The organism is Actinomadura sp. GC306, from assembly GCF_004348665.1.
Taxonomy (GTDB): domain Bacteria; phylum Actinomycetota; class Actinomycetes; order Streptosporangiales; family Streptosporangiaceae; genus Spirillospora.
Genome location: NZ_SMKM01000084.1, coordinates 1 through 23,124, shown reverse-complemented (window position 1 = coordinate 23,124; position 23,124 = coordinate 1). Strand labels below are relative to the sequence as shown.

At 72.6% G+C, this 23,124-nt stretch carries 20 protein-coding genes and 1 pseudogene; 6 read left to right on the top strand and 15 right to left on the bottom strand.

The features are described 5' to 3' along the window. From E1200_RS14615 to E1200_RS14600, 4 genes and pseudogenes are all read right to left on the bottom strand, one after another. Positions 1 to 230: pseudogene (locus E1200_RS14615) on the bottom strand (hypothetical protein); the annotation flags it as partial. A gap of 25 nt (positions 231 to 255) precedes the next feature. Beyond that, on the bottom strand, positions 256 to 909 hold the full coding sequence (locus E1200_RS14610) for an HAD family phosphatase (RefSeq protein ID WP_243708563.1): 654 nt from the start codon (positions 907 to 909) through the stop codon (positions 256 to 258). A 187-nt stretch (positions 910 to 1,096) separates the two neighbouring features. Then, entirely contained in the window at positions 1,097 to 1,993 is an 897-nt protein-coding gene (locus tag E1200_RS14605) for an N-acetylmuramic acid 6-phosphate etherase (protein ID WP_131952502.1), read from the bottom strand. After that, positions 1,990 to 2,931, bottom strand: a complete 942-nt coding sequence (locus tag E1200_RS14600) for a MurR/RpiR family transcriptional regulator (protein WP_207933349.1) — start codon at positions 2,929 to 2,931, stop codon at positions 1,990 to 1,992. Before E1200_RS14600 ends, E1200_RS14605 begins: the two co-directional genes overlap by 4 nt. A 118-nt stretch (positions 2,932 to 3,049) precedes the next feature. Here E1200_RS14600 and E1200_RS35215 point away from each other — a divergent pair, with 118 nt between their 5' ends. Then, positions 3,050 to 4,417: a BadF/BadG/BcrA/BcrD ATPase family protein gene (locus E1200_RS35215; protein WP_279484375.1), complete on the top strand. Its 1,368-nt coding sequence runs from the start codon at positions 3,050 to 3,052 to the stop codon at positions 4,415 to 4,417. A 332-nt stretch (positions 4,418 to 4,749) separates the two neighbouring features. Beyond that, on the top strand, positions 4,750 to 6,390 hold the full coding sequence (locus tag E1200_RS14590; RefSeq protein ID WP_347813219.1) for a glycoside hydrolase family 3 N-terminal domain-containing protein: 1,641 nt from the start codon (positions 4,750 to 4,752) through the stop codon (positions 6,388 to 6,390). 121 nt (positions 6,391 to 6,511) lie between these two features. On the opposite strand, the gene ptsP is transcribed toward E1200_RS14590, so the two are convergent. From ptsP to nagA, 7 genes are all read right to left on the bottom strand, one after another. Further along, complete coding sequence (ptsP, locus tag E1200_RS14585; RefSeq protein WP_131952504.1) at positions 6,512 to 8,185, bottom strand: phosphoenolpyruvate--protein phosphotransferase; 1,674 nt, start codon at positions 8,183 to 8,185, stop codon at positions 6,512 to 6,514. Between the two features lie 76 nt (positions 8,186 to 8,261). Next, positions 8,262 to 8,534: an HPr family phosphocarrier protein gene (locus E1200_RS14580; RefSeq protein WP_131952500.1), complete on the bottom strand. Its 273-nt coding sequence runs from the start codon at positions 8,532 to 8,534 to the stop codon at positions 8,262 to 8,264. 62 nt (positions 8,535 to 8,596) lie between these two features. Beyond that, on the bottom strand, positions 8,597 to 9,295 hold the full coding sequence (locus tag E1200_RS14575; RefSeq protein WP_131952499.1) for an HAD family phosphatase: 699 nt from the start codon (positions 9,293 to 9,295) through the stop codon (positions 8,597 to 8,599). 59 nt (positions 9,296 to 9,354) lie between these two features. Next, complete coding sequence (locus tag E1200_RS14570; RefSeq protein WP_131952498.1) at positions 9,355 to 9,804, bottom strand: PTS glucose transporter subunit IIA; 450 nt, start codon at positions 9,802 to 9,804, stop codon at positions 9,355 to 9,357. A 32-nt stretch (positions 9,805 to 9,836) separates the two neighbouring features. Beyond that, positions 9,837 to 10,070 (bottom strand): PTS glucose/sucrose transporter subunit IIB, encoded by a 234-nt coding sequence (locus E1200_RS14565; RefSeq protein WP_131952497.1) that lies wholly within the window; start codon positions 10,068 to 10,070, stop codon positions 9,837 to 9,839. A 50-nt stretch (positions 10,071 to 10,120) separates the two neighbouring features. Next, a complete protein-coding gene (locus E1200_RS14560) occupies positions 10,121 to 11,161 on the bottom strand; it encodes an SIS domain-containing protein (protein WP_243708561.1) in 1,041 nt (346 codons plus the stop codon). Beyond that, positions 11,158 to 12,318 (bottom strand): N-acetylglucosamine-6-phosphate deacetylase, encoded by a 1,161-nt coding sequence (gene nagA, locus E1200_RS14555; protein ID WP_131952496.1) that lies wholly within the window; start codon positions 12,316 to 12,318, stop codon positions 11,158 to 11,160. The genes E1200_RS14560 and nagA overlap by 4 nt, the downstream gene beginning before the upstream one ends. Positions 12,319 to 12,790: 472 nt before the next feature. Between nagA and E1200_RS14550 the strand changes: the two genes are divergently transcribed. From E1200_RS14550 to E1200_RS14540, 3 genes are all read left to right on the top strand, one after another. Further along, entirely contained in the window at positions 12,791 to 13,531 is a 741-nt protein-coding gene (locus E1200_RS14550; RefSeq protein ID WP_131952495.1) for a GntR family transcriptional regulator, read from the top strand. Positions 13,532 to 13,557: 26 nt separating this feature from the next. Continuing rightward, positions 13,558 to 14,952: a PTS transporter subunit EIIC gene (locus E1200_RS14545; protein WP_131952494.1), complete on the top strand. Its 1,395-nt coding sequence runs from the start codon at positions 13,558 to 13,560 to the stop codon at positions 14,950 to 14,952. A gap of 546 nt (positions 14,953 to 15,498) precedes the next feature. Beyond that, positions 15,499 to 15,921 carry an Rv3235 family protein gene (locus tag E1200_RS14540; protein WP_131952493.1) on the top strand — a complete coding sequence of 141 codons (423 nt, stop codon included), beginning with the start codon at positions 15,499 to 15,501 and terminating at the stop codon, positions 15,919 to 15,921. A 64-nt stretch (positions 15,922 to 15,985) separates the two neighbouring features. Here E1200_RS14540 and secA read toward each other — a convergent pair whose 3' ends face one another. After that, positions 15,986 to 18,859: a preprotein translocase subunit SecA gene (gene secA, locus E1200_RS14535; RefSeq protein ID WP_131952492.1), complete on the bottom strand. Its 2,874-nt coding sequence runs from the start codon at positions 18,857 to 18,859 to the stop codon at positions 15,986 to 15,988. A gap of 167 nt (positions 18,860 to 19,026) precedes the next feature. Here secA and E1200_RS14530 point away from each other — a divergent pair, with 167 nt between their 5' ends. After that, the gene (locus E1200_RS14530; protein WP_347813218.1) at positions 19,027 to 19,380 is read left to right on the top strand and encodes an HGxxPAAW family protein; all 354 of its coding nucleotides are present in this window, start codon (positions 19,027 to 19,029) and stop codon (positions 19,378 to 19,380) included. A 76-nt stretch (positions 19,381 to 19,456) separates the two neighbouring features. Here E1200_RS14530 and E1200_RS14525 read toward each other — a convergent pair whose 3' ends face one another. The 3 genes from E1200_RS14525 to raiA all read right to left on the bottom strand — a co-directional run bounded on the left by E1200_RS14525 (position 19,457) and on the right by raiA (position 22,471). Further along, positions 19,457 to 20,635, bottom strand: coding sequence for a crosslink repair DNA glycosylase YcaQ family protein (locus E1200_RS14525; RefSeq protein ID WP_207933347.1), 1,179 nt, complete (start codon positions 20,633 to 20,635; stop codon positions 19,457 to 19,459). A gap of 49 nt (positions 20,636 to 20,684) precedes the next feature. Further along, positions 20,685 to 21,341: a response regulator transcription factor gene (locus tag E1200_RS14520; RefSeq protein WP_207933348.1), complete on the bottom strand. Its 657-nt coding sequence runs from the start codon at positions 21,339 to 21,341 to the stop codon at positions 20,685 to 20,687. 479 nt (positions 21,342 to 21,820) lie between these two features. Beyond that, entirely contained in the window at positions 21,821 to 22,471 is a 651-nt protein-coding gene (gene raiA / locus E1200_RS14515; RefSeq protein WP_131952488.1) for a ribosome-associated translation inhibitor RaiA, read from the bottom strand. Positions 22,472 to 23,124: the final 653 nt, after the last annotated feature.

Sequence of the window (23,124 nt, the reverse complement as noted above, 5' to 3'; positions counted from 1 at the left end):
GCCAGGACCACTCGGCGGGGTGGGGCTGAGGGGTCGGCGGACAGCAGGCGCAGCGAGGCGCGGGCGGCGGCGGACATCGCCGCGTACTCCAGTTCCTCCAGGTCGCCGCCCGCATACCACTCGCGGAGCGCGGGCGTCACCGCGTGCGCGGTGAGCGGCGCGGGTGCGATCTCCTTCGCGGCGTGGACGCCGGCGAGGAGCGGGAGCGTGGACGGCAGGTAGACGCGCATGACGGTCAGCCAGTCTGCCAGACCGTCAGGCCAGCAGGTCGAGGGCGCGCAGCTCGGAGATGGTCGTGTCGGGCGAGGTGTGGTGGATGCCGCGGATGCCGAGCCGTTCCGCGGCGCGGATGTTGTGCTCGATGTCGTCGATGAAGACGCATTCGGCGGGTTCCGCGCCGAGGAGTTCCAGGGCGTGCCGGAAGATCCGCTCGTCGGGCTTGCGCATCCCGACCTCGCTGGAGATGACGACGGCGTCGAAGAGGTCGGCGAACAGGTCGTGGGGGTACTCGTTGCCCCAGGAGTTCGACAGCAGCGCGGTCCTGGTGCCGCGGGCGCGGGCGGCGCGCAGCGCGTCGTACATCGGCTGGACGGGGCTGAACGAGCCGAACATGCGGGAGATGAGCCCGGCGGCCTCGACCGGGTCGCCGTCCACGGTGAGCAGTTCGGCGGCGAGGAGCCGTTCGAACTCGTCGGCGGCGAGGGAGCCGTCCTCCAGCCCGTGGATGGGGTTGGTGCCGGCGCCGTCGTACGCCTGCTTCACCCAGGCCCGCATGACGCGCTTGTACTGCTGGACGTCGATGCGGTCGGCGGCGAGCCAGACGTCGATGGCGTCGTTGAGCGGGGAGGTCAGGACGCCGCCCCAGTCGGTGATCACGGCCTTGGCTGCGGGGGATGCTTCGTCGGACACGGCCCGATCGTAGGCGATCCCCGCACAATCCCCGAATCACGTTCGGCGGCTAAGCGTGATCACACGATCGGCATCGGCGGCGATCGCGTGATCACGGGCCCCCACCGGCCGGCGTCTCCCGCGCCGGGCCGTCCCGTCCGGGGCGGCGGGCTCGGGCCGCCCGCCCCGGTTCGTCCGATGCCGGGGATCAGGCCGACCGCAGCCGCTGCAGCGCCTCCCGGACGCCCCCGTCGGTCTCCTCCAGCACCATGGTCGCGCGGGCCGCGGGCACCTCGCCGAGCAGCGAGACGAGTGCGACGCGGGTGTTCCCCCCCGCCTCCGCCAGCGCGTTCTCGCAGGTGCGGGAGTCCATCCCCGTGGCCTCGGTGAGGATGCGCACCAGCCGGGCGCGCAGTTTGGAGTTGAGCGCGTTCACGCTGATCATCAGGTTGGAGTAGGTGCGGCCCATCCTGATCATCAGCGTGGTGGAGAAGGAGTTGAGCACCAGCTTCGTCGCGGTGCCGGCCTTCATCCGGGTGGACCCGCTGATCACCTCCGGTCCGGTGGCGAGGCCGATGTGCACCTCCACCTCGTCCCCGTACGGCGTGTGCGGATTGCAGCTGATCAGCGCGGTCCGGGCGCCCACCGCGGCGGCGGCGCGCAGTGCCCCCACCACGTAGGGGGTGCGGCCGCTCGCCGCGATGCCGATGGCGACGTCGCCGGGCTGCACGTCGTGCGCGTCCCGGCGGCCGAGCTCGGCGTCGTCCTCGACGTCGGATATCGCCTGCGACAGGGCGCCCGGCCCGCCCGCGTGGTGGGCCACGACCCGGCCCCAGATGCCGAACGTCGGGGGCAGCTCGGCGGCGTCGATCACCGCGAGCCGGCCCGACGTGCCCGCGCCGAAGTAGTGGACGCGCCCGCCCGCCCGCAGCGAGTCGACCGCCAGGTCGACGAGCCGGGCGACCTCCGGCAGGACCGCGGCCACGACCATCGGCACCGTCGCGTCCTCGGTGTTGATCAGGTGCAGCACCTCCAGGGTCGGCAGCGTGTCGACGTCGAGGGTCCGGGGGTTGCGTCCCTCCGTGGGGAGCTCGCAATCGATCACCGACGCCTCCGGTCGGGTCGCACGGTCCGTCCGCGGACCGCCTCGAACGTGGCTTCCAGGGCCTTGCGCGTCGGCCCGTAGGTACGCTGCGCCACCCCCACGAACAGGCAGTCGACCACCGTGAGCTGCGCGAGCCGGCTCGCGGTCGCGCCGGAGCGGAAGGTCGTCTCCCGTGCCGCCGTCGTGAGGATCAGGTCCGCCGTGTCCGCGATGGGGGACTTGGGGAAGTTGGTGAGCGCCACGGTCGTGGCGCCCCTGCTCCGGGCGACCTCCAGGGCGTCGATGGTCTCCACCGTCGCGCCCGTGTGGGAGATCCCGATCGCCACGTCGCCGCTGCCCAGCACCGCGGCGCTGGTCAGCATGATGTGCGCGTCCGCCCAGGCGGAGCAGACGCGTCCGATGCGGTGGAGCTTCTGCTGGAAGTCGGCCGCGACGAACGCGCTGGCGCCGACGCCGTAGACGTCGACCCGCTCGGCGGCGACGACCGCGTCCACCACCTGTTCGAGCATCTTGATGTCGAGCTGTGCGGCGGTCTCCTCGACGGCGCGGGCGTCGGCGAAGGTCACCTTCTCGACGATCTGCTCAAGGGAGTCGTCGGGACTGATGTCGCTGCCGATGACCCGGCCGCCGCTGGCGCTCTGCGCCCGTCCCGCCTCGGTGGCGAGGGTCAGCCGCAGCTCCGGGTAGCCGTGGAACCCGATCGCCCGGCAGAACCGGATGACCGTGGTCTCGGACGTACCGCACGCCTGGGCGAGCTCGGTGATGGTGGAGTTGGCGACCCCTTCGGGGTCGTCGATGACGCGCTGCGCGACGCGCCGTTCGGCGGGGGGCAGGGAGGGCAGCAGCGACCGGACCCGGACCACGGTGCTCAGCGGCGTGGCGTCCCTGTCGCCCTGCCGGGCGGCCGCCTCGTCCCGCGGCGCGCCGGGCTCCCCCATGGTCCCCCGCTCGGGGCGCTGCTCGGGGCTCCGTTCGGAGCCGATGGGTTTCCTCATGATGGAAATTTTCTTACGTACGGGATGTCACGTCAACGGTAGAAAAGGCTACGGTCGCCATGTGTTGACCCATTTGGCCGGTCCTTACGTGGTCGGTATCGACGCGGGTGGCACGAAGACCCGCTGCGTCGTACTGACGCTGGGGGGCGCCCTGGCCGGTTCCGGCACCGGCCCCGGGGCCAACCCCAACTCTGGAGGCGACACCGCAGGCGCGCTGACCACCGCCCTGCGGGAGGCCATCGGGGACCTGGACCGAACCCACATCCTCACCGGCGTCTTCGGGATCGCCGGTGCGGGCTCGGCCGGCCGGCCCGCCGCCGTGGCGGCGGCGCGGCAGGCATGGCAGGCGGTCGGCCTGCGCGGCTCACCGGCGGTGGTGACCGACATCGCGGTGGCGTTCGCCGCGGGGACCAGCGAGCCCAAGGGCATCGTTGTGTTCTCCGGCACGGGCGCCGGCGCGGCGGTCATCAGCGACGGGACGATCGTGCAGCGCGCGGACGGCTACGGCTGGCTCGTCGGGGACGAGGGTTCGGCGGTATGGCTGGGGAAGGAGGCCGTCCGGGCCGCGCTCGCCGCCTACGACGGCCGCGGCTCCCCGACGCTGCTCACCGATTCGGTCCCCCGGGCCCTGCTCGGCGCCACCGTGGTCGCGGAGATCGACTCGGAGCGGCGGCGGCCCCGCCACCCCAGGGCGCTGGCCCTGGCCGGGGCCGGCCCGTCCTCCCCGGGCGGCTCCGTCCTCTCCCAGGCCGCCACGCTCTCGTCGGGGGGCGGCTCCCCCGGCGCGGGCGGCGCGCGCGGACCCGACGGCGGTCCGGGCGCCATGGGCGGTCGCCTCCACCTGAACGGCACGGGCACCGCCGTGCTGGACCCCGATGCCCACGGCCCCCCGCACGGGCCCCGACCCCAGTCCGCCGACTCCGCCGGCCCGCACGGGCCGCCCGGCGCGCACGGCCCGCCCGGCGCGCACGGCCCGCCGGGACGCGGGTCGCCCGCCCATCCGGGGCCGCCGGGACACGCGGTGGTCCCCGCCCCGGCGGCGCACCCCGAGATGACCCGGACCGCGCTCAATCCACGGCTCGCCCAGGCGATCATCAAGGAGGTGTACGGCCGTCCTCCCGCGGCCCTGGGCCGGCTCGGCCCGGTCGTCGCCGCCGCCGCGGCCGCCGGTGATCCGGTGGCGCGGCGCATCACCGAAGAGGCCGCGCAGTGGCTGCTCCGCGACGTGGACGCGGTGCGCCCGGCCCTGTCCGACCCCGCCGCACCGGTCGTGATGCACGGCTCGGTGCTGCGTGAGGGACCCGTCGCCGACGCCGTCCGCACCGGGCTGCGCGACCGCTTCCGGGCGGCGCCGCGCTGCGCCGGCGACGGCGCCGTCGGCGCGGCCGGGATGGCGCTGCGCCGCCTCGGCCACGCACTGCCCGGCTGAGCCGCCCTTCCCGGCACGCCGGTCCCCGGCCAGGCCCGCTCGATCCGGTCCGGCCGCCCCCCGCTAGGCAGACGGCACCGAAGCCGTCCGGGGCCATCGCGATGGACCCCACCAGATCCGCGCTCCACCGCGATCCGGGGTCCATCGTGATCGGGGTGTTACCAGGGAGACGGCGGGTTCGCGAGAGCTTCTGCGATGGCGCCGTGACCTGTGGGACCGCCGCCGGGGGCGCGCCGTCCCGGCTGATCGGTTCGACAGCGGGGCGGGGAGCGAATAACGTCGCGGCGACCGATGCGACCGAGGAACAGAGCCATGCCGGGGGGCCTGGTCGGGTGCGTGCTTCACCTCCACGCGCGGTCGCGGCGGCCACGCTGGCCATGATCATGGTCGCGGGCTGCAGCGGCGGCGAGAGCGGCAGTGGCGGACGGGCGTCGTCCGCCCCGTCCGGCGCGTCCGCCGCGTCCGCGGAGCCGGCGCCGGACGCCTGGATCCCCGGCCACGTCGCGAAGATGAGCGTCGCCGACAAGGTCGGCCAGCTGTTCGTGCCGACGTTCTCCAGCCGCGCCGACGCCGTCGCGAAGATCCGCAAGTACCGCGTCGGCGGGCTCATCTACTTCCCCGAGAACATCAGCACCCCGGAGCGGACGGCCGCGCAGTCGAACGCGCTGCAGAAGGCGTCGAAGATCCCGCTGCTGCTCGGCGTGGACGAGGAGCAGGGCATCGTCTCGCGGACCCCGTTCGTCACCCGGTTCCCCGGCAACATGGCGCTCGGCGCGACCGGCGACCCGGCGCAGGCGCAGGCCGCCGCCCAGGTCACCGGCCGGGAGCTGCGCGCCGTGGGGATCAACCTCGACTACGCGCCGGACGCCGACGTCAACGTGAACCCGCGCAACCCGGTGATCGGGCCGCGGTCGTTCGGCGCCGACCCCGCCCTGGTGGCGAAGATGGTCGCCGGCGCGGTCGGCGGCTACCAGTCCGCCGGGGTCGCGGCGACCGCCAAGCACTTCCCCGGGCACGGCGACACCGCCACCGACAGCCACACCGGGCTGCCGGTGATCCAGCACACCCGCGCGCAGTGGGAGCGGCTCGACGCGCCGCCGTTCCGGGCGGCGGTGGACGCCGGCGTCGACATGATCATGACGGCGCACATCGTGATGCCGAAGCTCGACCGGTCGGGCGATCCGGCGACGCTGTCCAGGACGGTCCTCACCGGGCTGCTGCGCGAGGAGCTCGGCTACCAGGGCGTGATCACGACGGACTCGCTGCTGATGGCGGGGGTGCGGGAGAAGTACGGCGACGCGCAGGTCCCGGTCCGGGCGATCAACGCGGGCGCCGACCAGCTGCTGATGCCGCCGAGCCTGCCGCGCGCCTACCGGGCGGTGCTCGCGGCCGTCCGCTCCGGGAAGATCAGCGAGCGGCGGCTGGACGAGTCGGTCACCCGCATCCTCCGGCTCAAGCAGCGGCGCGGCCTGTTCCAGGGGACGGCCGCCGACCCGGCGAAGGCCGCCGCCGCGATCGGCACGCCCGCGCACCGGGCCACGGCCCGCCAGGTCGCGGAACGCTCGGTCACCCTCGTCCGCAACCGGAACGGCGTGCTGCCGCTCAGGGGCAGGAAGGTCGCGGTCACCGGCCCGCAGAGCGAGGCGCTCGGCGCGGCGCTGCGCCGGCACGGCATCGCGGTCGTGGCGCCCGGCGCGGCGGACGTCACCGTCCTGACCACCGAGAACGCGGGCCAGGCCACGGCCGCCCGCATCCGGGCGCTGGGCGCGAAGCCGGTCGTCGCCGCCGCCCTCGGCCGCCCCTACGACCTCGACGCCGCCGGCGGTGCCGCCGCGGCGCTGGCCACGTACTCGGCCAAGACCGTCTCGGTCAACGCGCTGGCCAAGGTCCTGAGCGGCGCGGCGAACCCGGCGGGCCGCCTCCCGGCCCCGGCAGCCGGCAAGCCGGTAGGCCACGGCCTCACCTACGAATAACCCGCAAGACCGGGCAAGCCCGACCTCCACCGACCGCACCCCGGTTCGCGATCCTCGTTGACTTGCGGCGTGTTGTTGTTATGGGCACGCCCATAACAACAACACGCCGCAAGTCAACGCACTAGATCCCTAGGTCGGTCAGGGCGGGTAGGTGGGTTCGGGCCGCTTCGCGGGCCTGCTCCGGGGTGCGGGACGCGCGGGCGGCTGCGGCGGCCCGGCGGCATTCGGCCAGGGTGTGGCGGGCCAGTGCGGCGCGGACGAGCGGGAGGGACGGGGCGCTCATCGACAGCGATGTCACGCCGAGGCCCACCAGGACGCACGCGAGCGCCGGGTCGCCGGCCGCCTCGCCGCAGACGCCGCACGGGACGCCCGCGTCCGCCGCGGGGGCGACGAGGTCGAGCAGCGCCGGCCGCCACGGGTCCTGGAGGTGCGCGAGGCCGCCGACCTGCCGGTCGGCCGCGCAGGCGTACTGCGCGAGGTCGTTGGTGCCGAGGCTGAAGAACTCCACCTCGGGCGCGAGGTCGCGGGCGCGGAGCGCGGCCGCGGGCACCTCGATCATCACGCCGGGGTGCCGGATGCCGGCCTCCCGGCACGCCGCGGCGAACCAGGCGGCCTCGTCGGCGTCGGTCACCATCGGGGCCATGACCTGGAGTCGTGCGGTCAGCCCGGCGGCGGCGCGGGCCAGGGCGGCGAGCTGCGCCGCCAGGACGTCCGGGTGCCGGCGCATCATCCGCAGGCCGCGCTCGCCCAGCGCGGGGTTCGGCTCGTCACCGGGCGCCGGGAGGAACCCGAGGGGCTTGTCGGCGCCCGCGTCGAGGGTCCGGACGACCACGCGGCCGCCGGGGAACGCCTCCAGGACCTTCCGGTACGCCTCCTCCTGCTCCTCGTCCGACGGGGGCGCCGAGCGGTCGAGGAAGAGGAACTCGGTGCGGTACAGGCCGACGCCCTCCGCGCCGTGCTCCAGCGCCGCCTCGACGTCCTGCGGGCCGCCGACGTTCGCCAGCAGCGGCACCTTGTGGCCGTCCTTGGTGGCGCCGGGCCCGGTGGACTCCGCCAGCGCGGCCGCGCGGGCCGAGATGGCGGCACGTGCCGCGGCGACCTCGGCGTCGGTCGGGTCGGGCCGGACCGTCCCCGCCGACCCGTCCACGAGGACGCGGGTCCCGTCGGCGAGGGACGTCGCGCCGGGCAGCGCCACGACGGCGGGCACGCCCATCGTCCGGGCGAGGATCGCGGTGTGGCTGGTCGGCCCGCCCTCCTCCGTCACGAACGCGGCGACCCGCGCCGGGTCGAGGACGGCGGTGTCGGCGGGCGCGAGGTCCCGGGCGACCAGGACGAACGGCTCGGCCGACTCCGGGACGCCCGGCACCGGCAGCCCGAGCAGCCGCGCGACCGCGCGGTCGCGGATGTCGTCGAGGTCGCTGACCCGGGCCGCCATGTACTCCCCCAGGCCCGCGAGCATCTCGCGGTAGACACCGAACGCCTCGTAGACGGCGCGGGGCGCCGCGACGCCCTCGTCGACCTTGGCGCGCACGCCGTCGGCGAGTCCGGGGTCGCGGGCCATCAGCGCCTGCGCGTTCAGCACGTCCCGCCCGGCGGGGTTGCCCACCGCCGCGGCGCGGTCGCCGCGCTCCTCCAGGTCGGTGGCGACGGCCTCCAGCGCCGCGAGGGCGGCGACGCGCTCGGCCGCGGCGTCGCCGCCGTGCCGGGACCCGGCGGGCGGCTCCGGCACGGCCCCCGCGATGACGCGGACCGGCCCGGCGCCGACGCCGGGGCTGACGCCCGCGCCCCGCAGCACGCCCGGCCTTCCGGGTTCGGGCCTTCCGGGTTCGGGCCTTCCGGGTTCGGGCCTTCCGGGTTCGGTGTCCGGCACGTCAGGCTCCCTCGGGCTCCGGCGTGGACAGCAGCTTCTCCAGGCTGTCGAGCAGCTCGTCCGCGCCCTCGCCCTCAGCGGCGAGCGTGACCTCCTCCCCGTGCCGGGCGTCCAGCCCCAGCACCGCGAGGATGCTCTTGGCGTTCACGGGTTCTTCGCCGCGCCTGGCCACGGTCACGTCCATCGGGGCCTGGGCCGCGGTCTGCACGAACAGCGCGGCCGGCCGCGCGTGCAGCCCCACCCGCGATTCGATCTTGACGTTCCGCTCGGTCACCGCACACTCCTCATCGTTCCGGCCGGGTTCCGGCCCTTCACGTTTCCGGATCTCACCGGTGTTCAGTTGTCCAGCGTCCGGCCCGCGCGGCGGGCCGGGCCGCGCACCCGCAGCGCGGGACCCGGCACGACGTCCACCCCCTTGAGGTCTGCCACGACGTGGTCGGCTCCGGCCAGCGCCGCCACCGGCTGCGTGGTGCTGACGCCCACGCACGTCATGCCGGCGGACTTGACGGCCGCGACCCCGGCCGGGGCGTCCTCGAACCCGACCGCCTCCTCCGGCGGGACGTCCAGGCCGCGCGCGGCGGCCAGGTACCCCTCCGGGTGCGGCTTGCCGGTGCCGACGTCCCCGGCGGTCACCACGATGTCCAGCAGGCCGCGGACGCCCAGGTCGTCCAGCAGGCCCTCGGCGTACCGGCGCTCCGCGGACGTCACCACCGCCAGCGGCACGCCCGCGTCCGCCAGCGACCGGACGAGCTCGACCGCGCCGCCGACCGGCGCGATCGGCGGCATCTCCGGCAGCGCGCCGTAGGCCACGACCTCCGCGAACAGCTCCTCGACCGGACGGGCCGGGAACAGGTGCGCCAGGTCGCCGAGCACCTCCACGCCGCGGCGTCCCGCGAACGACGCGATGAGCGCGTCGTCGTACGGGACGCCGTGCGCGTCGAACAGCCGCGACCACATCGCGCGGTTGCGCGGCTCGGTGTCGATGAGGGTGCCGTCGAGGTCGAAGACCGCCGCACCCAGTCCGATCACCGCCATGCGGCCGGCTCCCCGCTTCCAGCCGTCGGATTCATCTCATCAGCTCCCTGGAAATCGCGTCAGCTCCATGTGAACAGTTCGTCGCCCGTGGAGACCTCGCCCGACTCCACGACGTCCGACAGGGCGTCGGCGCCGGCGTCCAGCGCCACGACCGCGCAGATCGGCGAGCGGCCGCCCGCCTCGATCGCGGCCGGGTTCCAGCCGACCACCGGCTGCCCGGCGGTGACCTCGTCCCCCTCGGCGACGAGGAGCTCGAAGCCCTCGCCCTTCAGCTTGACGGTGTCGATGCCGAGGTGGACGAGGACGCCGTGGCCCTCGTCGTCCACGACCACGTAGGCGTGCGGATGCAGCTTGACGATCTTCCCGGTGACGGGGGCGATGGCGTGGCCGGGCCCCCGCTCGGGGTCGACGGCGGTGCCCGGACCGACCATGGCCTGGGCGAACACCGGGTCCGGGACGCCGGCCAGGCCGACGACGCGGCCGGCGACCGGTGACATGACTCGGGTCATGGGAGGGACCCCCTGGGTCGGTCGGGGACGGGTCAGTCGAGGATGTCTTCGATGTCGGTGGCGATGGTGTCGGCCTCGGGGCCCACGACGACCTGCACGACGGTGCCGCTGCGCATGACGCCGTGCGCGCCCGCCCTCTTCAGCGCCGCCTCGTCGACCTTGCCCGCGTCGGTGACCTCGGTGCGCAGCCGGGTGGCGCACGGCTCGATCTCGACGATGTTGTCCGCGCCGCCGAGCGCGGCGACGATGGCCTCGGCCTTGTCCATGTTCTTCTCCTAGTCGGGGTGGGCCCGGGGGCCGCGACGGGTGTCGGAGCTCAGTCTGTCTGGGTGACCTTGCGCAGGCCACGGGGAACGTCGGGATCGAGGCCGAGCCGGCGCGCCAGGTTCTCCACCAGGAGCTGGCCCGGCACGATCAGGCCGAGCGGCGCGGCCCATTCGGGCAGCGCCGGGCCGGGCAGCGCGGCCGAGCACGCCTCCGCCAGCCGGGCACCGCCGCCGACGCCGTACGCGCGGGCGCCCGCGCCCTCGACCCGCTCGGCCAGCGCGACCGTCCCGGCGAGCGTGGGGCCGGAGTCGGCGGCCACCAGCAGCGCGGGGGTCTGCTCGTCGACGACGGCGATCGGGCCGTGCAGCAGGTCGGCGTAGGACAGGCCCATGGCGTGCAGGTAGCACGCCTCCTTGATCTTCAGTGCGAGTTCCAGCGCGGTGCCGAACGCGAGGCCGCGGCCGGACACCACCGCCCCGGGCACCGCCGCCAGCGCCTCGACGATCTCCGGCAGCGCCGGGGACTCCTCGGTCAGCGCGATCACCCGGGCGATCTCGTCCGGGACGCGGCGCAGCTCGTCGGCGGGCACGGCCGCGCCGAGGCCCAGCCCGAGCACCGCCACCGCCGCGAGCTGGGTGGTGTAGGTCTTGGTCGCGGGGACGGCGAGCTCGTCGCCCGCCTGCGTGAGCAGCGCGACCTCGGCGGACTCGGCGAGCGGGGAGCCGGCGCCGTTGGTGACGGCGACGGTCCGGGCGCCGCAGGACGCGGCCCAGTCGAGCGTCTCGACGATCTCCTCGGTCTTGCCGGACTGGCTGATCGCCACGGCCAGCACGCCGTCCAGGTCCAACCTGCGCCGGTAGACGGTGGCGATCGACGGCGCGGCGAGCGCGGCCGGCCGCCCGGTGTGCGATTCGACCAGGTAGCGCCCGTACACCGCCGCGTTGTCGGACGAGCCGCGCGCGATGAACAGCACCTGCCGCGTCTCACCGGCCAGCGCCGCGAGTTCGGGGAGGCGGGGCAGCAGCGCGTCGATCGTCCGGGCCAGCGCGCCCGGCTGCTCGCCGATCTCGGCGCGCATCTGACTTGTCATGATCCCCCTCCGAAGACTTTCTGCCCGCCGACCCAGGTGGCAAGCGCCCGGTGGTCCGGGCCGAGCCAGACGAGGTCGGCGGCGGCGCCCGCCGCGATCCGGCCGAGGTCGGAGCGGCCGATCAGGTCGGCCGGGACGCGGGTCGCGGCATCGACCGCCGCGGCGACGTCGACGCCGATGCCGACCGCGTTGCCGACCGCCTCGTCCAGCCGGAGGCCGGATCCCGCGATCGTGCCGTCGGCGCGCAGCGGCGGACCCTGCTCGGGCATCGTGATGGGCTCGCCGCCGAGGTCGTAGGTGCCGGGCGGCATCCCGGCGGACGCGGCCGCGTCGGTGACGAGCACGACCCGTCCCGGCGCGGCGCGGAACACCAGCGCGGCGGCCTCGGCCGCGACGTGGTGCAGGTCGAGGATCAGGCCGGGGCTGAGCCGGTCGTCGATGAGCGCCTGCACGGCCACGCCGGGGTCGCGGTGGTGGACGCCGGTCTGCGCGTTGAAGATGTGGGTGACCTTGCGGGCGCCCGCGTCGGCCGCGGCGCGGACCTGCGCGGCGGTCGCGTCGCTGTGCCCGACGCTGACCAGGACCCCCGCCTCGGTGAGGGTGCGGATCGCCGCGAGGGCGCCGTTGCGCTCGGGCGCGAGCGTGACCAGCTTGACCAGGCCCGTCTCCAGCAGCGCCGAGATCGCCTCGGGCGCGGGGTCGGTCAAGTGGAGCGGGTTGTGCGCGCCCTTGCGCTTCTCCGACAGGAACGGGCCCTCGGTGTGGACGCCGAGGACGCGCGTCCCGGCGGGCAGGCCGGGCAGGAGGTCGCGGGTGCGGCGCAGCGCCGCGGCCTGCGTCGCGACCGGGGCGGTGATGAAGGTGGGCAGGAACGAGGTCACGCCGGTCTCGGGGAGCCGGGAGACGACGGTGTGCCAGCCGGCCTCGTCGGCGTCGACCATGTCGTACCCGTAGTAGCCGTTCACCTGGAGGTCGACCAGGCCGGGCGCCAGCAGGCCCTCGGTCAGCTCGACGTCGGGGGTGCCGGGCGGGGGGCCCGCGCCGGCTTCGGCGATCACGCCGTCCGCCACGCGCACGAATCCGGGAGACAGCACGCGGGTAGGAGCCCCGTCCGGGGTAATGATCATGTTGGTGGCCGTGATCAGTAGTGATGCCATGGCTCCGCGCACTCTCCGCGACACGACGAATCGCTGGTCATTCCGTCCGGTTCCACTGGTCTAGTCCGGACTAGACCAGTACGCACCATACTCCACGGATCGAAGGGGACCGCAAGATGGCGGACGCGACAGATCCGACATTCCGCCGGGGATCGTTCCACGCCGCCGGGCACCGCCCGCCCGCGGGGCGCGACCTCCGATGTGACGGCGGGCCACCAGGTCCGGCCACCGTGCCGGAAAACGGACCGGACGTCCGGGAGGCGGGGCTGACCTGGGAGTTCCTGCGTCCGGGCGGTCGTCGCGGCGTGATCCGGTCGTTACGAATTCGTGCATTGACATGTCTTTCGATCCTGTGGTCTAGTCCGGCCTAGACCAGTACAAACCCCCGAAGACCCACCGAAGTCCAAACCAACCTCATACCCGTCAGACCCTGCGAATCCCATCGATCCGGCCACGGCCGTCGAGGACCCTCGTGACGACCATCGATCCGCACAGTCCCGTGCCGAAGTACTTCCAGCTCCGCGCGATCCTGCTCGACCTGATCGAGACCGCGGAACTGCCCGTCGACGCCCCGATCCCGTCGGAGCGCGAGTTGTGCGCCAGGTACGAGCTGTCCCGCATGACCGTCCGGCAGGGGGTCGACCAGCTCGTCTCCGAAGGCCGCCTCTACCGCGTCCCGGGCAAGGGCACCTTCGTCGCCCGCCCCAAGATCGAGGTTCCGCTCCGGCTCGTCTCCTTCACCGAGGACATGCTGGCCCGCGGCCTGCGTCCCGGCGCGATCGACCTCGACCGGCGGACGGTCCCCGCGGACGCGCGCCTCGCCCGGATCTTCGAGATCGAACCCGGCACCCCGATCCACGTCGTCGAACGCCTGCGCACCGCCGACGGCGAGCCCATGGCCGTCGAGCGCTCCCACCTCCTGGCCTCGCTCGCCCCCGACCTGCTCGACCGCCGCCTCGCCGACCGCTCGCTCTACGGCGTCCTCGAAGCGGTGTACGGGCTGGTCTTCGACGCGGGCGACCAGACCATCGACGCCAGCCTGGCCGACGCCGCCGACGCCAGGCACCTGCAGATTCCCAAGGGCAGCGCCGTGCTGTACCTGCAACGCCGCTCGTACACCGGAGGCGTGTGCGCCGAGCTGGGCGTGTCGACCTACCGGGCGGACCGCTACCAGATCCACACGGCCCTCGGAAACCCCCCACCGCGCTCCTGACCAACCCCCTGAGGAGGAATGTCGCGATGACGTCGACGACAGTGGATTCCGCACCACGCCGAGGGTCCAGCGCCCTCGCCGTGCTGCAGCGGATCGGCCGCAGCCTCATGCTGCCGATCGCCGTGCTGCCCGCCGCCGCGCTCCTGCTGCGCTTCGGCCAGGCCGACATGCTCGGCGACGACGGCCTCGGCTGGACCCGCGTCGCGGAGATCGTCGGCGAGGCCGGCAACGCGCTGTTCGCCGCCCTGCCGCTGCTGTTCGCGGTCGGTGTGGCCATCGGTTTCGCCAAGAAGTCCGACGGCTCCACCGCCCTCGCCGCGGTCGTCGGGTACCTGGTCTTCGACCGCGTGTCCAAGATCATGTTCTCGCACACCGAGGAGCTCAAGGGCAACGTCACGATCACGACGGTGACGGACGGGGCCGAGTCCGAGGTCATCAACTGGGGGGCGACGAACCCCACCCAGGTGCTCGGCGGCATCATCATGGGCCTCACCGCCGCCCTGCTGTACCAGCGCTACTACCGGATCAAGCTGCCGACCTGGCTGGCGTTCTTCGGCGGACGGCGGTTCGTCCCGATCATCACCGCCCTCGCCGGCCTCGTCATCGGCATCCTGATCGGCTTCATCTGGCCCCTGCTCGGCAGCTGGCTCACCGACTTCGGCGAGTGGATCACCGGGGCGGGCGCCGCCGGAGCCGGCATCTACGGCGTCATCAACCGGCTGCTGCTGCCGTTCGGCCTGCACCACATCCCGAACTCGCTCATCTGGTTCGTGTTCGGCACCTACGAGGGCCCCGACGGCACCGTCACCGGCGAGATCAACCGCTACCTGGCCGGCGACCCCGACGCGGGCGGCTTCCTCGCCGGGTTCTTCCCCGTGCTGATGTTCGGCCTGCCCGGCGCGGCCCTCGCGATCTGGCGCGCCGCTCCCCCGCACCGCCGTCCCGCGGTCGGCGGCATCATGGTCTCCGCCGGGCTCACCGCGTTCGTCACCGGCGTCACCGAGCCGATCGAGTTCGCGTTCATGTTCGTCGCGCCGGTCCTGTACGGCGTGCACGTCGTGCTCACCGGCATCTCGATGGCGATCCTGGAGGCCGCCGGCGCCCAGCTCGGGTTCGGCTTCTCCGCGGGCCTCATCGACCTGCTGCTGAACGCCCGCAAGGACAACACCGAACAGCTCTGGCTCATCCTCGGCCTGGGCGTCGTGTACTTCTTCCTGTACTACTTCATCTTCAAGTTCATGATCGAGAAGTTCAACTTCGCGACGCCGGGCCGGGAGCCCGAGGGCGAGGAGTCGACGGCGGTCGACCCCGCCGCCGACCCGGAACTGGCCGGCGCCACGTCCGCGAAGAAGCGGGACCGCAAGGCGGCCGACCGCGAGGAGGCCGAGCCCGCACCGAAGGAGTCCCCCTCCGACGGCTGATCCTCGGGGCGCCGCGGCCCCTCATCCCCGCGGCGCCCCCTCCCGGGCCGGTCAGCCCACCGGCCCGGCTCCCACGGGTCCCGGACTCCCCGCACGGTCCGGGCACCCGCTCCCAGGCGGCGGGACGCCCTCCGGCGTCCCGCCGCTTCCCATGTCCAGACGCTTCCACGTCCCGAGGCTTTCCACGTGTCCGGACGCGGCTCCCGGCCAGCGCGGTCGACGACATGAGCCAGAGGACCACCTGCGGCGAGGAGCGCCTCCGCCGCCTCGGCCGTTACGCCCGGGGCCGCATGTGGCCAGGACGTATTTATCGCGGGCCGTGGGACTCCTGTCTGCAAACGAGCCAGGAGGTATCGCATGCGTCCACGTTCAGCCGCGCCGTCCGCCGTCCGCTTCATCCGGTACCGCGGCGCACCGTCCGGCGGCCCGTCCAACGCAGGGTCCACCCCACCGTCCCGCACACCGTCCGGCGGCCCGTCCAGCACAACGCCCGATGCGCGACCCAGCGCAGCGTCCGGTGCCCGACCCGGCGCGGAGTCCGGTGCGATGACGCGCGGTGCGCTGGCGCTCCGGCCGGCGGCGCCGCCCCCGGCCCCGCCGCCCGGACTGCGGCTCGTCCGGCCGGCGGACGGGATCGACGCCGAGGTCCGCGCCGTCGCGGACGCGGCCGTGCGGCTCGTCGTGGAGATCCTCGCGGGGACGCGCCCTACCGCCCAGTTGTCCCTGGTCGCCGTGCCGCAGGTGTGCCGGGAGATGGCAGTGCTCCGCTCCACGGCCCGGCGCGGGGCGCGGATCGTCCCGCCGAAGGTGCTGTCGACGAGGCTGCAGCGTCCCGCCGCCGCGGTCGCCGAGACGACCGCCGTCGTGTTCGTCGCCGGCCGCGTCCACGCCCTGGCCCTCCGCCTCGAACACGCCCGCGGCCGCTGGCGCTGCACGGCCGTCGAAACAACCGCCCACGGAACCGCGTAGCCGGCCCGTGCACGGAAACGCGAAAGCGGCCGCCCGGAGTCCGGGAGGCCGCTTTCGCGTGGTCCTACTTGTTCTTGTTGCGGGGGTCGCCGTGGCACCGCTTGTACTTCTTGCCCGAGCCGCAGGGGCACGGGTCGTTGCGGTTGACGCCCGCGTACTCGTCCTTGGTCTCCTCGGTGTGGTGCTCCACACCGCCGTCACCGTCGATGGTCGGAGCCGAGTAGTCGAGCTTCTTCGGACGCGACGGCTTCTCCAGCCCCTTCGCCTTGATGGCGGGGGTCTCGTCGGCCTCCTCCACGTCGTCGGCGGGGACGGTGTCGTCGTCCGCGCCGGTGGCGGGAGCGGACTTGGCGACCGACACCGGCTTCGCGCCGACCGCGGGGGTCTCCGGCTGGTCCTCCACCTCGACCTCGAGGTTGAAGAGGTAGCCGACCGACTCCTCCTTGATGCCGTCCAGCATCGCGTTGAACATGTCGTAGCCCTCGCGCTGGTACTCCACCAGCGGGTCGCGCTGCGCCATGGCCCGCAGGCCGATGCCCTCCTGGAGGTAGTCCATCTCGTAGAGGTGCTCGCGCCACTTGCGGTCCAGGACCGACAGGACGACGCGGCGCTCCAGCTCGCGCATGACCTCCGGGCCGAGCTGCTCCTCGCGCTTGTCGTAGGCCGCCTGCGCGTCGTCGCGGATCTTCTCCGCGAGCGTCTCGGCGTCCAGCGCGGAGATGTCGCCGCCCGCGTCCTTCTCCAGGTCCTCGACCGTGATGGAGATCGGGTAGAGCGCCGTGAACGCCTTCCACAGCTTGTCGAGGTCCCACTCCTCGGCGAAGCCCTCGGAGGTGGCGCCCGCGACGTAGCCCGCGACGACCTCGTCGATCATCCGGCGGACCTGCTCGTGCAGGTCCTCGCCCTCCAGCACCTTGCGGCGCTCGGCGTAGATGACCTTGCGCTGCCGGTTCAGGACCTCGTCGTACTTCAAGACGTTCTTGCGCATCTCGAAGTTCTGCTGCTCAACCTGGCTCTGCGCCGACTTGATCGCATTGCTGACGATCTTGGACTCGATCGGCACGTCGTCCGGGATGTTCAGCCGGGTCATGATCGACTCGACGCGGGCCGAGTTGAACAGCCGCATCAGGTCGTCCTCCAGCGACAGGTAGAACCGGGACTCGCCCGGGTCGCCCTGCCGGCCGGACCGACCGCGCAACTGGTTGTCGATGCGCCGCGACTCGTGCCGCTCGGTCGCGAGGACGTACAGGCCGCCGGCGTCGACGACCTCCTCGTGCTCGCCCTTCACGGCCTCCTGCGCCTTCTCCAGCGCCTCGGGCCACGCCGACTCGTACTCGTCGGGCGTCTCCAGGGGGGACAGCCCGCGCTGGTGCAGCTCCAGGTCGGCGCGGAAGTCGGGGTTGCCGCCGAGCATGATGTCGGTGCCGCGGCCCGCCATGTTCGTCGCGACGGTGACGCTGCCCTTGCGGCCCGCCTCCGCCACGATCGTCGACTCCTGCTCGTGGTGCTTGGCGTTCAGCACCTGGTGCGGGATGCCGCGCCGCTTGAGCATCTTGCTCAGCTTCTCGGACTTCTCCACCGACGTGGTGCCGACCAGGACCGGCTGGCCCTTCTCGTGCCGCTCGGCGATGTCGTCGACGACGGCCTCGAACTTGGCCTGCTCGGTCTTGTAGACGACGTCCGCCACGTCCTGGCGGACCATCGGCTTGTTCGTCGGGATCGGCACGACGCCGATCTTGTAGGTCTTGTTGAACTCCGCCGCCTCGGTCTCGGCGGTGCCGGTCATGCCGGCCAGCTTGTTGTAGAGGCGGAAGTAGTTCTGCAGGGTGATCGTGGCGAGGGTCTGGTTCTCGTCCTTGATCGCCACGCCTTCCTTGGCCTCGATGGCCTGGTGCATGCCCTCGTTGTAGCGGCGGCCATGCAGGATGCGCCCGGTGAACTCGTCCACGATCAGGACCTCGCCGTTCATGACGACGTAGTCCTTGTCGCGCTTGTACAGCTCCTTGGCCTTCAGCGCGTTGTTCAGGAAGCTCACCAGCGGCGTGTTCACCGAGTCGTAGAGGTTGTCGATGCCGAGCCAGTCCTCGACCTTCTCGACACCGGACTCGGTGATGCCGACCGTGCGCTTCTTCTCGTTGACCTCGTAGTCGCCGGGGCCGTACTCGTCGACCTGCCCGGCGGTGCTGATCAGCTCGGCGCGCTTCAGCCGCGGCGCGATCTTGGCGAACTCCCCGTACCACTTGGAGTTCTGCTCGGCCGGCCCGGAAATGATCAGCGGGGTGCGGGCCTCGTCGATCAGAATCGAGTCGACCTCGTCGACGATGGCGAAGTTGTGGCCGCGCTGGACGCACTCGTCCAGGCTCCACGCCATGTTGTCGCGCAGGTAGTCGAACCCGAACTCGTTGTTCGTCCCGTAGGTGATGTCGCAGTTGTACGCCGCGCGGCGCTCCTCCGGCGTCATCTGCGCCAGGACGACCCCGACCTCCAGGCCCAGGAACTGGTGGACGCGGCCCATCCACTCGGCGTCGCGCTTGGCCAGGTAGTCGTTCACCGTGACGATGTGGACGCCGTCGCCGGACAGCGCGTTCAGATAGGACGGAAGCACCGCGGTCAGGGTCTTGCCCTCACCGGTCCTCATCTCGGCGATATTGCCGAGATGCAGGGCGGCTCCACCCATCACCTGGACGTCGAAGTGCCGCTGCCCGAGAACACGCTTGGCGGCTTCGCGTGCGGTCGCGAACGCCTCCGGCAGCAGGTCGTCCAGGGTCTCGCCGTCGGCGAGGCGCTCCCGGTACTTGTCGGTCAGCTCGCGCAACTCGGCGTCGCTCATCTCGAGGAAGTCCTCCTCGATCGAGTTGACCTGATCCGCGAGCTTCTTGAGCTTGCGCAGGGTTTTTCCCTCGCCCGCACGAAGGATCTTGTCGATGACTGGCGGCACTCTCGAAGGCTCCTTGCAGATCGTGGTTCACCGCTCCAGGCGGCACGCACACCACACGTACGATGCCCATCGTAGGCGAGACCCAGAATGGTCTAGGTCACTCCGCAGCGCAATCCACTGCGCATCCCGTTTGACGTTCCGGGTCCCGGAGAGGATGTCCTCACAGCATGGAGGGAGACGCAATGTCCGGAGAGTCCAACGGGTCACACGCCGGCCGCCCCGCTTCCTGGGTGGCGGTCAGCATCATCTTCATCGGATTCGTCGTCGGCGGCGTCGCGCTCTGCCTGGGCCCGATGTGGATCATGTTCTGGGTCGGCGCGGGCATCATCGTCGCGGGCTTCGCCGTCAGCTGGGTGGTCCACCTGTTCTCCGACGTGGTGGTGGACGCCCCCCGGGTGATCCCCGAGATCGTCGACTACTCCGTCTTCGGCACCCGCACCGACAAGCGCCGCGGCGGCCCCGAGGGCGAGGCGGTCGAAAGCCCCGTCGCCACCGACCCCCAAACCCCCCCACACGGCTGACCTCCCCAAACTCCAAGGCCCGGGGCCACCAACCCCGGGCCTTCGCCTTGCCGACCCGCCCCCCACCTCAACCGCTTTAGGTGGGGGTGGTGGTCTTTAGGGCGGTGTCGAGTAGGGCTGGGGGGAGGTCTGTTCGGTCTACGTGGATGTTGTTGCAGTCGACCCAGGTTGCGGCTTGCCATAGGGCTTTGGCCAGGGCGGTTGCTGCGGTCTCCGTGCGGGACGGGGTGCTTGTCGCCCAGGGTTCCAGGGACACCTGGCGGGCGATCAGGGTGCGGCCTTCTCTGGCGGGGTCGACGCGTCCGATGAGGCGGCCGCCGGAGAGCAGGGGCATCGCGAAGTAGCCGTGGACCCGCTTGGCCTTGGGGACGTACGCCTCCAGGCGATGGTCGAAGCCGAACACGCGGGAGGTGCGGGCCCTGTCCCATACGAGGGAGTCGAACGGGGAGAGCAGGGTGGTGGCGTGCCTGCCGCGCGGTGGGTCGGCAAGGGCTTCGGGGTCGGCCCAGGCGCGGGACCAGCCGGCGACCGTGACGGGGACCAGGCCGGTTCCGTTGATCACGCTGTCCACCTGGTCCTGCCTTAGGCGGTAGTAGTCGGCGAGGTCGGCGCGGGTCGCCACGCCCAGGGCTCGGCCGGCACGGGTGACGAGCGCCGTCAGGCAGGCGTCGTCGTCGGGGTCCTGCGCGAGGAGTTCCGCCGGGACGGCGCGTTCCGCCAGGTCGTAGACGCGGCGCCAGCCGACGCGCTCGACGCAGACGACCTCGCCGATGTCCAGCAGCCACTCGATGCCGATCTTGTGGTCGCTCCACTGCCACCAGTCGGCGCCGGCCTTGGCGCCGCCGAGTTCCCGGGTGGTGAGCGGGCCGTCGGCCTTCAACCGGGCGCGGATCTCGTCGCAGACGCCCTCGGGAACCTTGTGCCAGCGCCAGCCGCGGCGCAGGTAGGCGCGGCGACGGAAACCGAACAGCGGCCAGTCGTCCATGGGCAGGATCGACGCGGCGTGGGCCCAGTACTCGAACGCCTCTGCGTTTCCCCAGTAGGCAGCCTCGATCGCGCGGCGGCGCACCGGGCCGAGACGGGCGTACGAGACCAGCTCGTGGGACCTGGCCAGGACGGAGATCGTGTCGAGTTGGACGGCGCCGAGCCGTTGCAGCAGCGCCGGTACGCCGCCCTTCCGCCGCGCGCCCAGGAATCCCTGGGCGCGCAGTTGCAGCCGCCGTGCCTCGTCCGCGCTGAGCTCTACCTCGACCACGCCGGTGATGCTACGGCACGACACCGACAAAAGCCGATTGCCGGTCGCGTCAGGTGATCTCCAGCAGCTTCTCCCGGACGGCGTACACCACGGCCTCCATCCGGGAGTGGAGCTGCAGCTTCTCCAGGATGTTGCGGACGTGGTTCTTCACCGTGTTCTCCGAGATGAACAGCTCCCGGGCGATCTCCCGGTTGCCCAGGCCGCGGGCGACCAGGCGCAGTACCTCCATCTCGCGCTCGGTGAGGCGGGGCGCGGGGACCTGCTGGGTGCGCTCCTCGCTGCGCTTGGCGAGCGCGGCGAACTCGGTGATGAGCTTGGACGCCATCGACGGGCTGATCAGTGACTGCCCGCCGTGGACGGCCCGGACCGCCTGGGGGACCTCGTCGATGGAGATCTCCTTAAGCAGGTAGCCGCTGGCCCCGGCCTTGATCGCCTCGAAGAGGTCCTCCTCCTCGTCGCTGATGGTCAGCATGACGATCTTCGCGCTGGGCGCGGCGTCCTTGATCGCGGTGCACGCCTCGATTCCGCTGCGGCGCGGCATCCGGATGTCCATGAGGACGACGTCCGGCAGCAGGTCGCCGGCCATCTCGACGGCCTCGTGCCCGTCGCCGCCCTCGCCGATGACCTCGATGTCGTCCTCGCCTTGGAGGACCATCTCCAGACCTCTGCGGAACAGCGCGTGGTCGTCGACGATGAGCACGCGGATCGGGTCGGCCGCTCCGGGCGGCGGTGCCGCCTCCCGTGCGGCGGGGGCGGCGCCGGCGCCGCGTCGCCGGCCCCCGGCCTGCCGGGGTACCGCCGCGGCGTCGCGAGCCTCGGGATTCTCGCTCACCAGAGTCGCGGCGTGGAGGAGACGCCGCTTCCCCCCTTCACTATTCAGCGATGTGGATGTACCGGAGGGTCGTGCTACGACGGGACGTTCCCGGAGGGGATCCGGGTACGAACCCAGGGGATTTCGGGTCGGGTGCTCCCGGAGTGAACTGCTGTGCGCCCCGGGAGGTTCCCGGGCCGCCGCCGCGGGGCCGGGCCCCCGCGGGACGTGCCTCCGCGGGGCGGTGCCCCGCGGGTCCCCGGCCGGTGCTCGCGCCCTGCCGGAACCCCCGCGGCCACCGCGCCCGCGGATCGGCTGATACGCCTTCGCAGATCATTACACGGTTCGGACGGTGACGTGACGCGAGTGCCGCATCACTCTTCGACGAGCCTGATGACTCCGTAGTCCCAGCCTCTCCTCTTGTATACGACCGAGGGGAGCCCGTTGGCCTTGTCGCGGTACAGGAAAAAGTCGTGGCCGACGAGCTCCATCTCGAAGAGGGCCTGCTCGATGCCCATCGGCTCGGCCTTGTGGAACTTCTCCCGGACGACGAGGGGGCCGTCGCCGTCCATGGGGATGGGGACGAGGTCCTCGTCCTGCCGCGCGGCCTGCGCCGCCTCCGGCTCTTCGGGCGCGGACTCGCGCGCGGTCTGCACCGGTTCGGGGAGCGTCTCGGGGAGTGTCGTCTCCATCGTGGCGAGCTTGGCGCGGCCCTTGCCGCCGTGGCCCTTGCGGCGCTCGGCGTCGCGGCGCAACCGGGACTCCAGCTTGTCGAGCGCCATGTCGAGGGCTCCGTGCCGGTCGTCGGCGGCGGCCTCGGCGCGGATCACGGGGCCGCGGGAGCGGATCGTGAGCTCGACCCTCTCGCGCTGATCGGCGAGCCGCGGGTTGTGTTCCTCGGACACCTCCACGTCAACGCGGATCACCTTCTGGTTGAGCCGCTCGATCTTGGCCAGCTTGTTCTCGACATGCCGGCGGAACCTGTCATTGACCTCGGTGTGCCGGCCCCTGACGGTGATGTTCACGCGGGCCCCCCTTCTCCCGGTTACGAGTTGGCCTGCCCGGGATCCCTGGCGAAACACGTCCCGGCCCTGGTGATATGCACCATGTGTCGGCCTTCGACACATGCGGGAGGGAAAGTGGCCATGGCCGCGGGCCTGCCCACAGGACGGTGGGTCGCACCCGCCCGGCCGACCTGGTCTTCGTCCCCACATCCGCCTGCTGAGGGGCTCGCGGCGCTCTCGCCACTACTGCCCTTCTCCCGGTTCGGGGGATGTCGGATCCCTCGACGGGGCAGGACTTACCTCTAAGGCGCACCGTGATCGGTCGACGAGAAGTCGCCTTACGTGGGCCGTTTCGCCTGCGCCTGGCATCGGCTTGCCGGACCACCGGTCGTGCTCTTGACGAGCACAGCGGTCCGACGCAACCACGGACCCGGGCGGGTGCCATGCCAGGAACGCTAACCCCTTACGCCACGAATGTCAGGGGGGTGGCCTGAGGAAAAACTCACGGACCGTCATCGGAGGCTGTCCGAGCGGGCACCCGGGGACCCCATCACATGCCGTGAACCCCCGCATGCACGGCAGTTACGCCGCCCGCGGCCCCGCAGGTCAGATCCCCCTCTCCCGACGGTGAGTTTCCCCATCCGGCTCGCCCCTTCCGCGACGCCGTACCGCTG

Bases quoted from the DNA above. Each gene is read 5' to 3' on its own strand.
- E1200_RS14600 (WP_207933349.1), bottom strand. From the start codon at position 2,931: ATGGGGGAGCCCGGCGCGCCGCGGGACGAGGCGGCCGCCCGGCAGGGC.
- E1200_RS14575 (WP_131952499.1), bottom strand. From the start codon at position 9,295: ATGGCGGTGATCGGACTGGGTGCGGCGGTCTTCGACCTCGACGGCACC.
- E1200_RS14570 (WP_131952498.1), bottom strand. From the start codon at position 9,804: ATGACCCGAGTCATGTCACCGGTCGCCGGCCGCGTCGTCGGCCTGGCC.
- E1200_RS14565 (WP_131952497.1), bottom strand. From the start codon at position 10,070: ATGGACAAGGCCGAGGCCATCGTCGCCGCGCTCGGCGGCGCGGACAAC.
- E1200_RS14560 (WP_243708561.1), bottom strand. From the start codon at position 11,161: ATGACAAGTCAGATGCGCGCCGAGATCGGCGAGCAGCCGGGCGCGCTG.
- nagA (WP_131952496.1), bottom strand. From the start codon at position 12,318: ATGGCATCACTACTGATCACGGCCACCAACATGATCATTACCCCGGAC.
- E1200_RS14545 (WP_131952494.1), top strand. From the start codon at position 13,558: ATGACGTCGACGACAGTGGATTCCGCACCACGCCGAGGGTCCAGCGCC.
- E1200_RS14540 (WP_131952493.1), top strand. From the start codon at position 15,499: ATGACGCGCGGTGCGCTGGCGCTCCGGCCGGCGGCGCCGCCCCCGGCC.
- E1200_RS14530 (WP_347813218.1), top strand. From the start codon at position 19,027: ATGGAGGGAGACGCAATGTCCGGAGAGTCCAACGGGTCACACGCCGGC.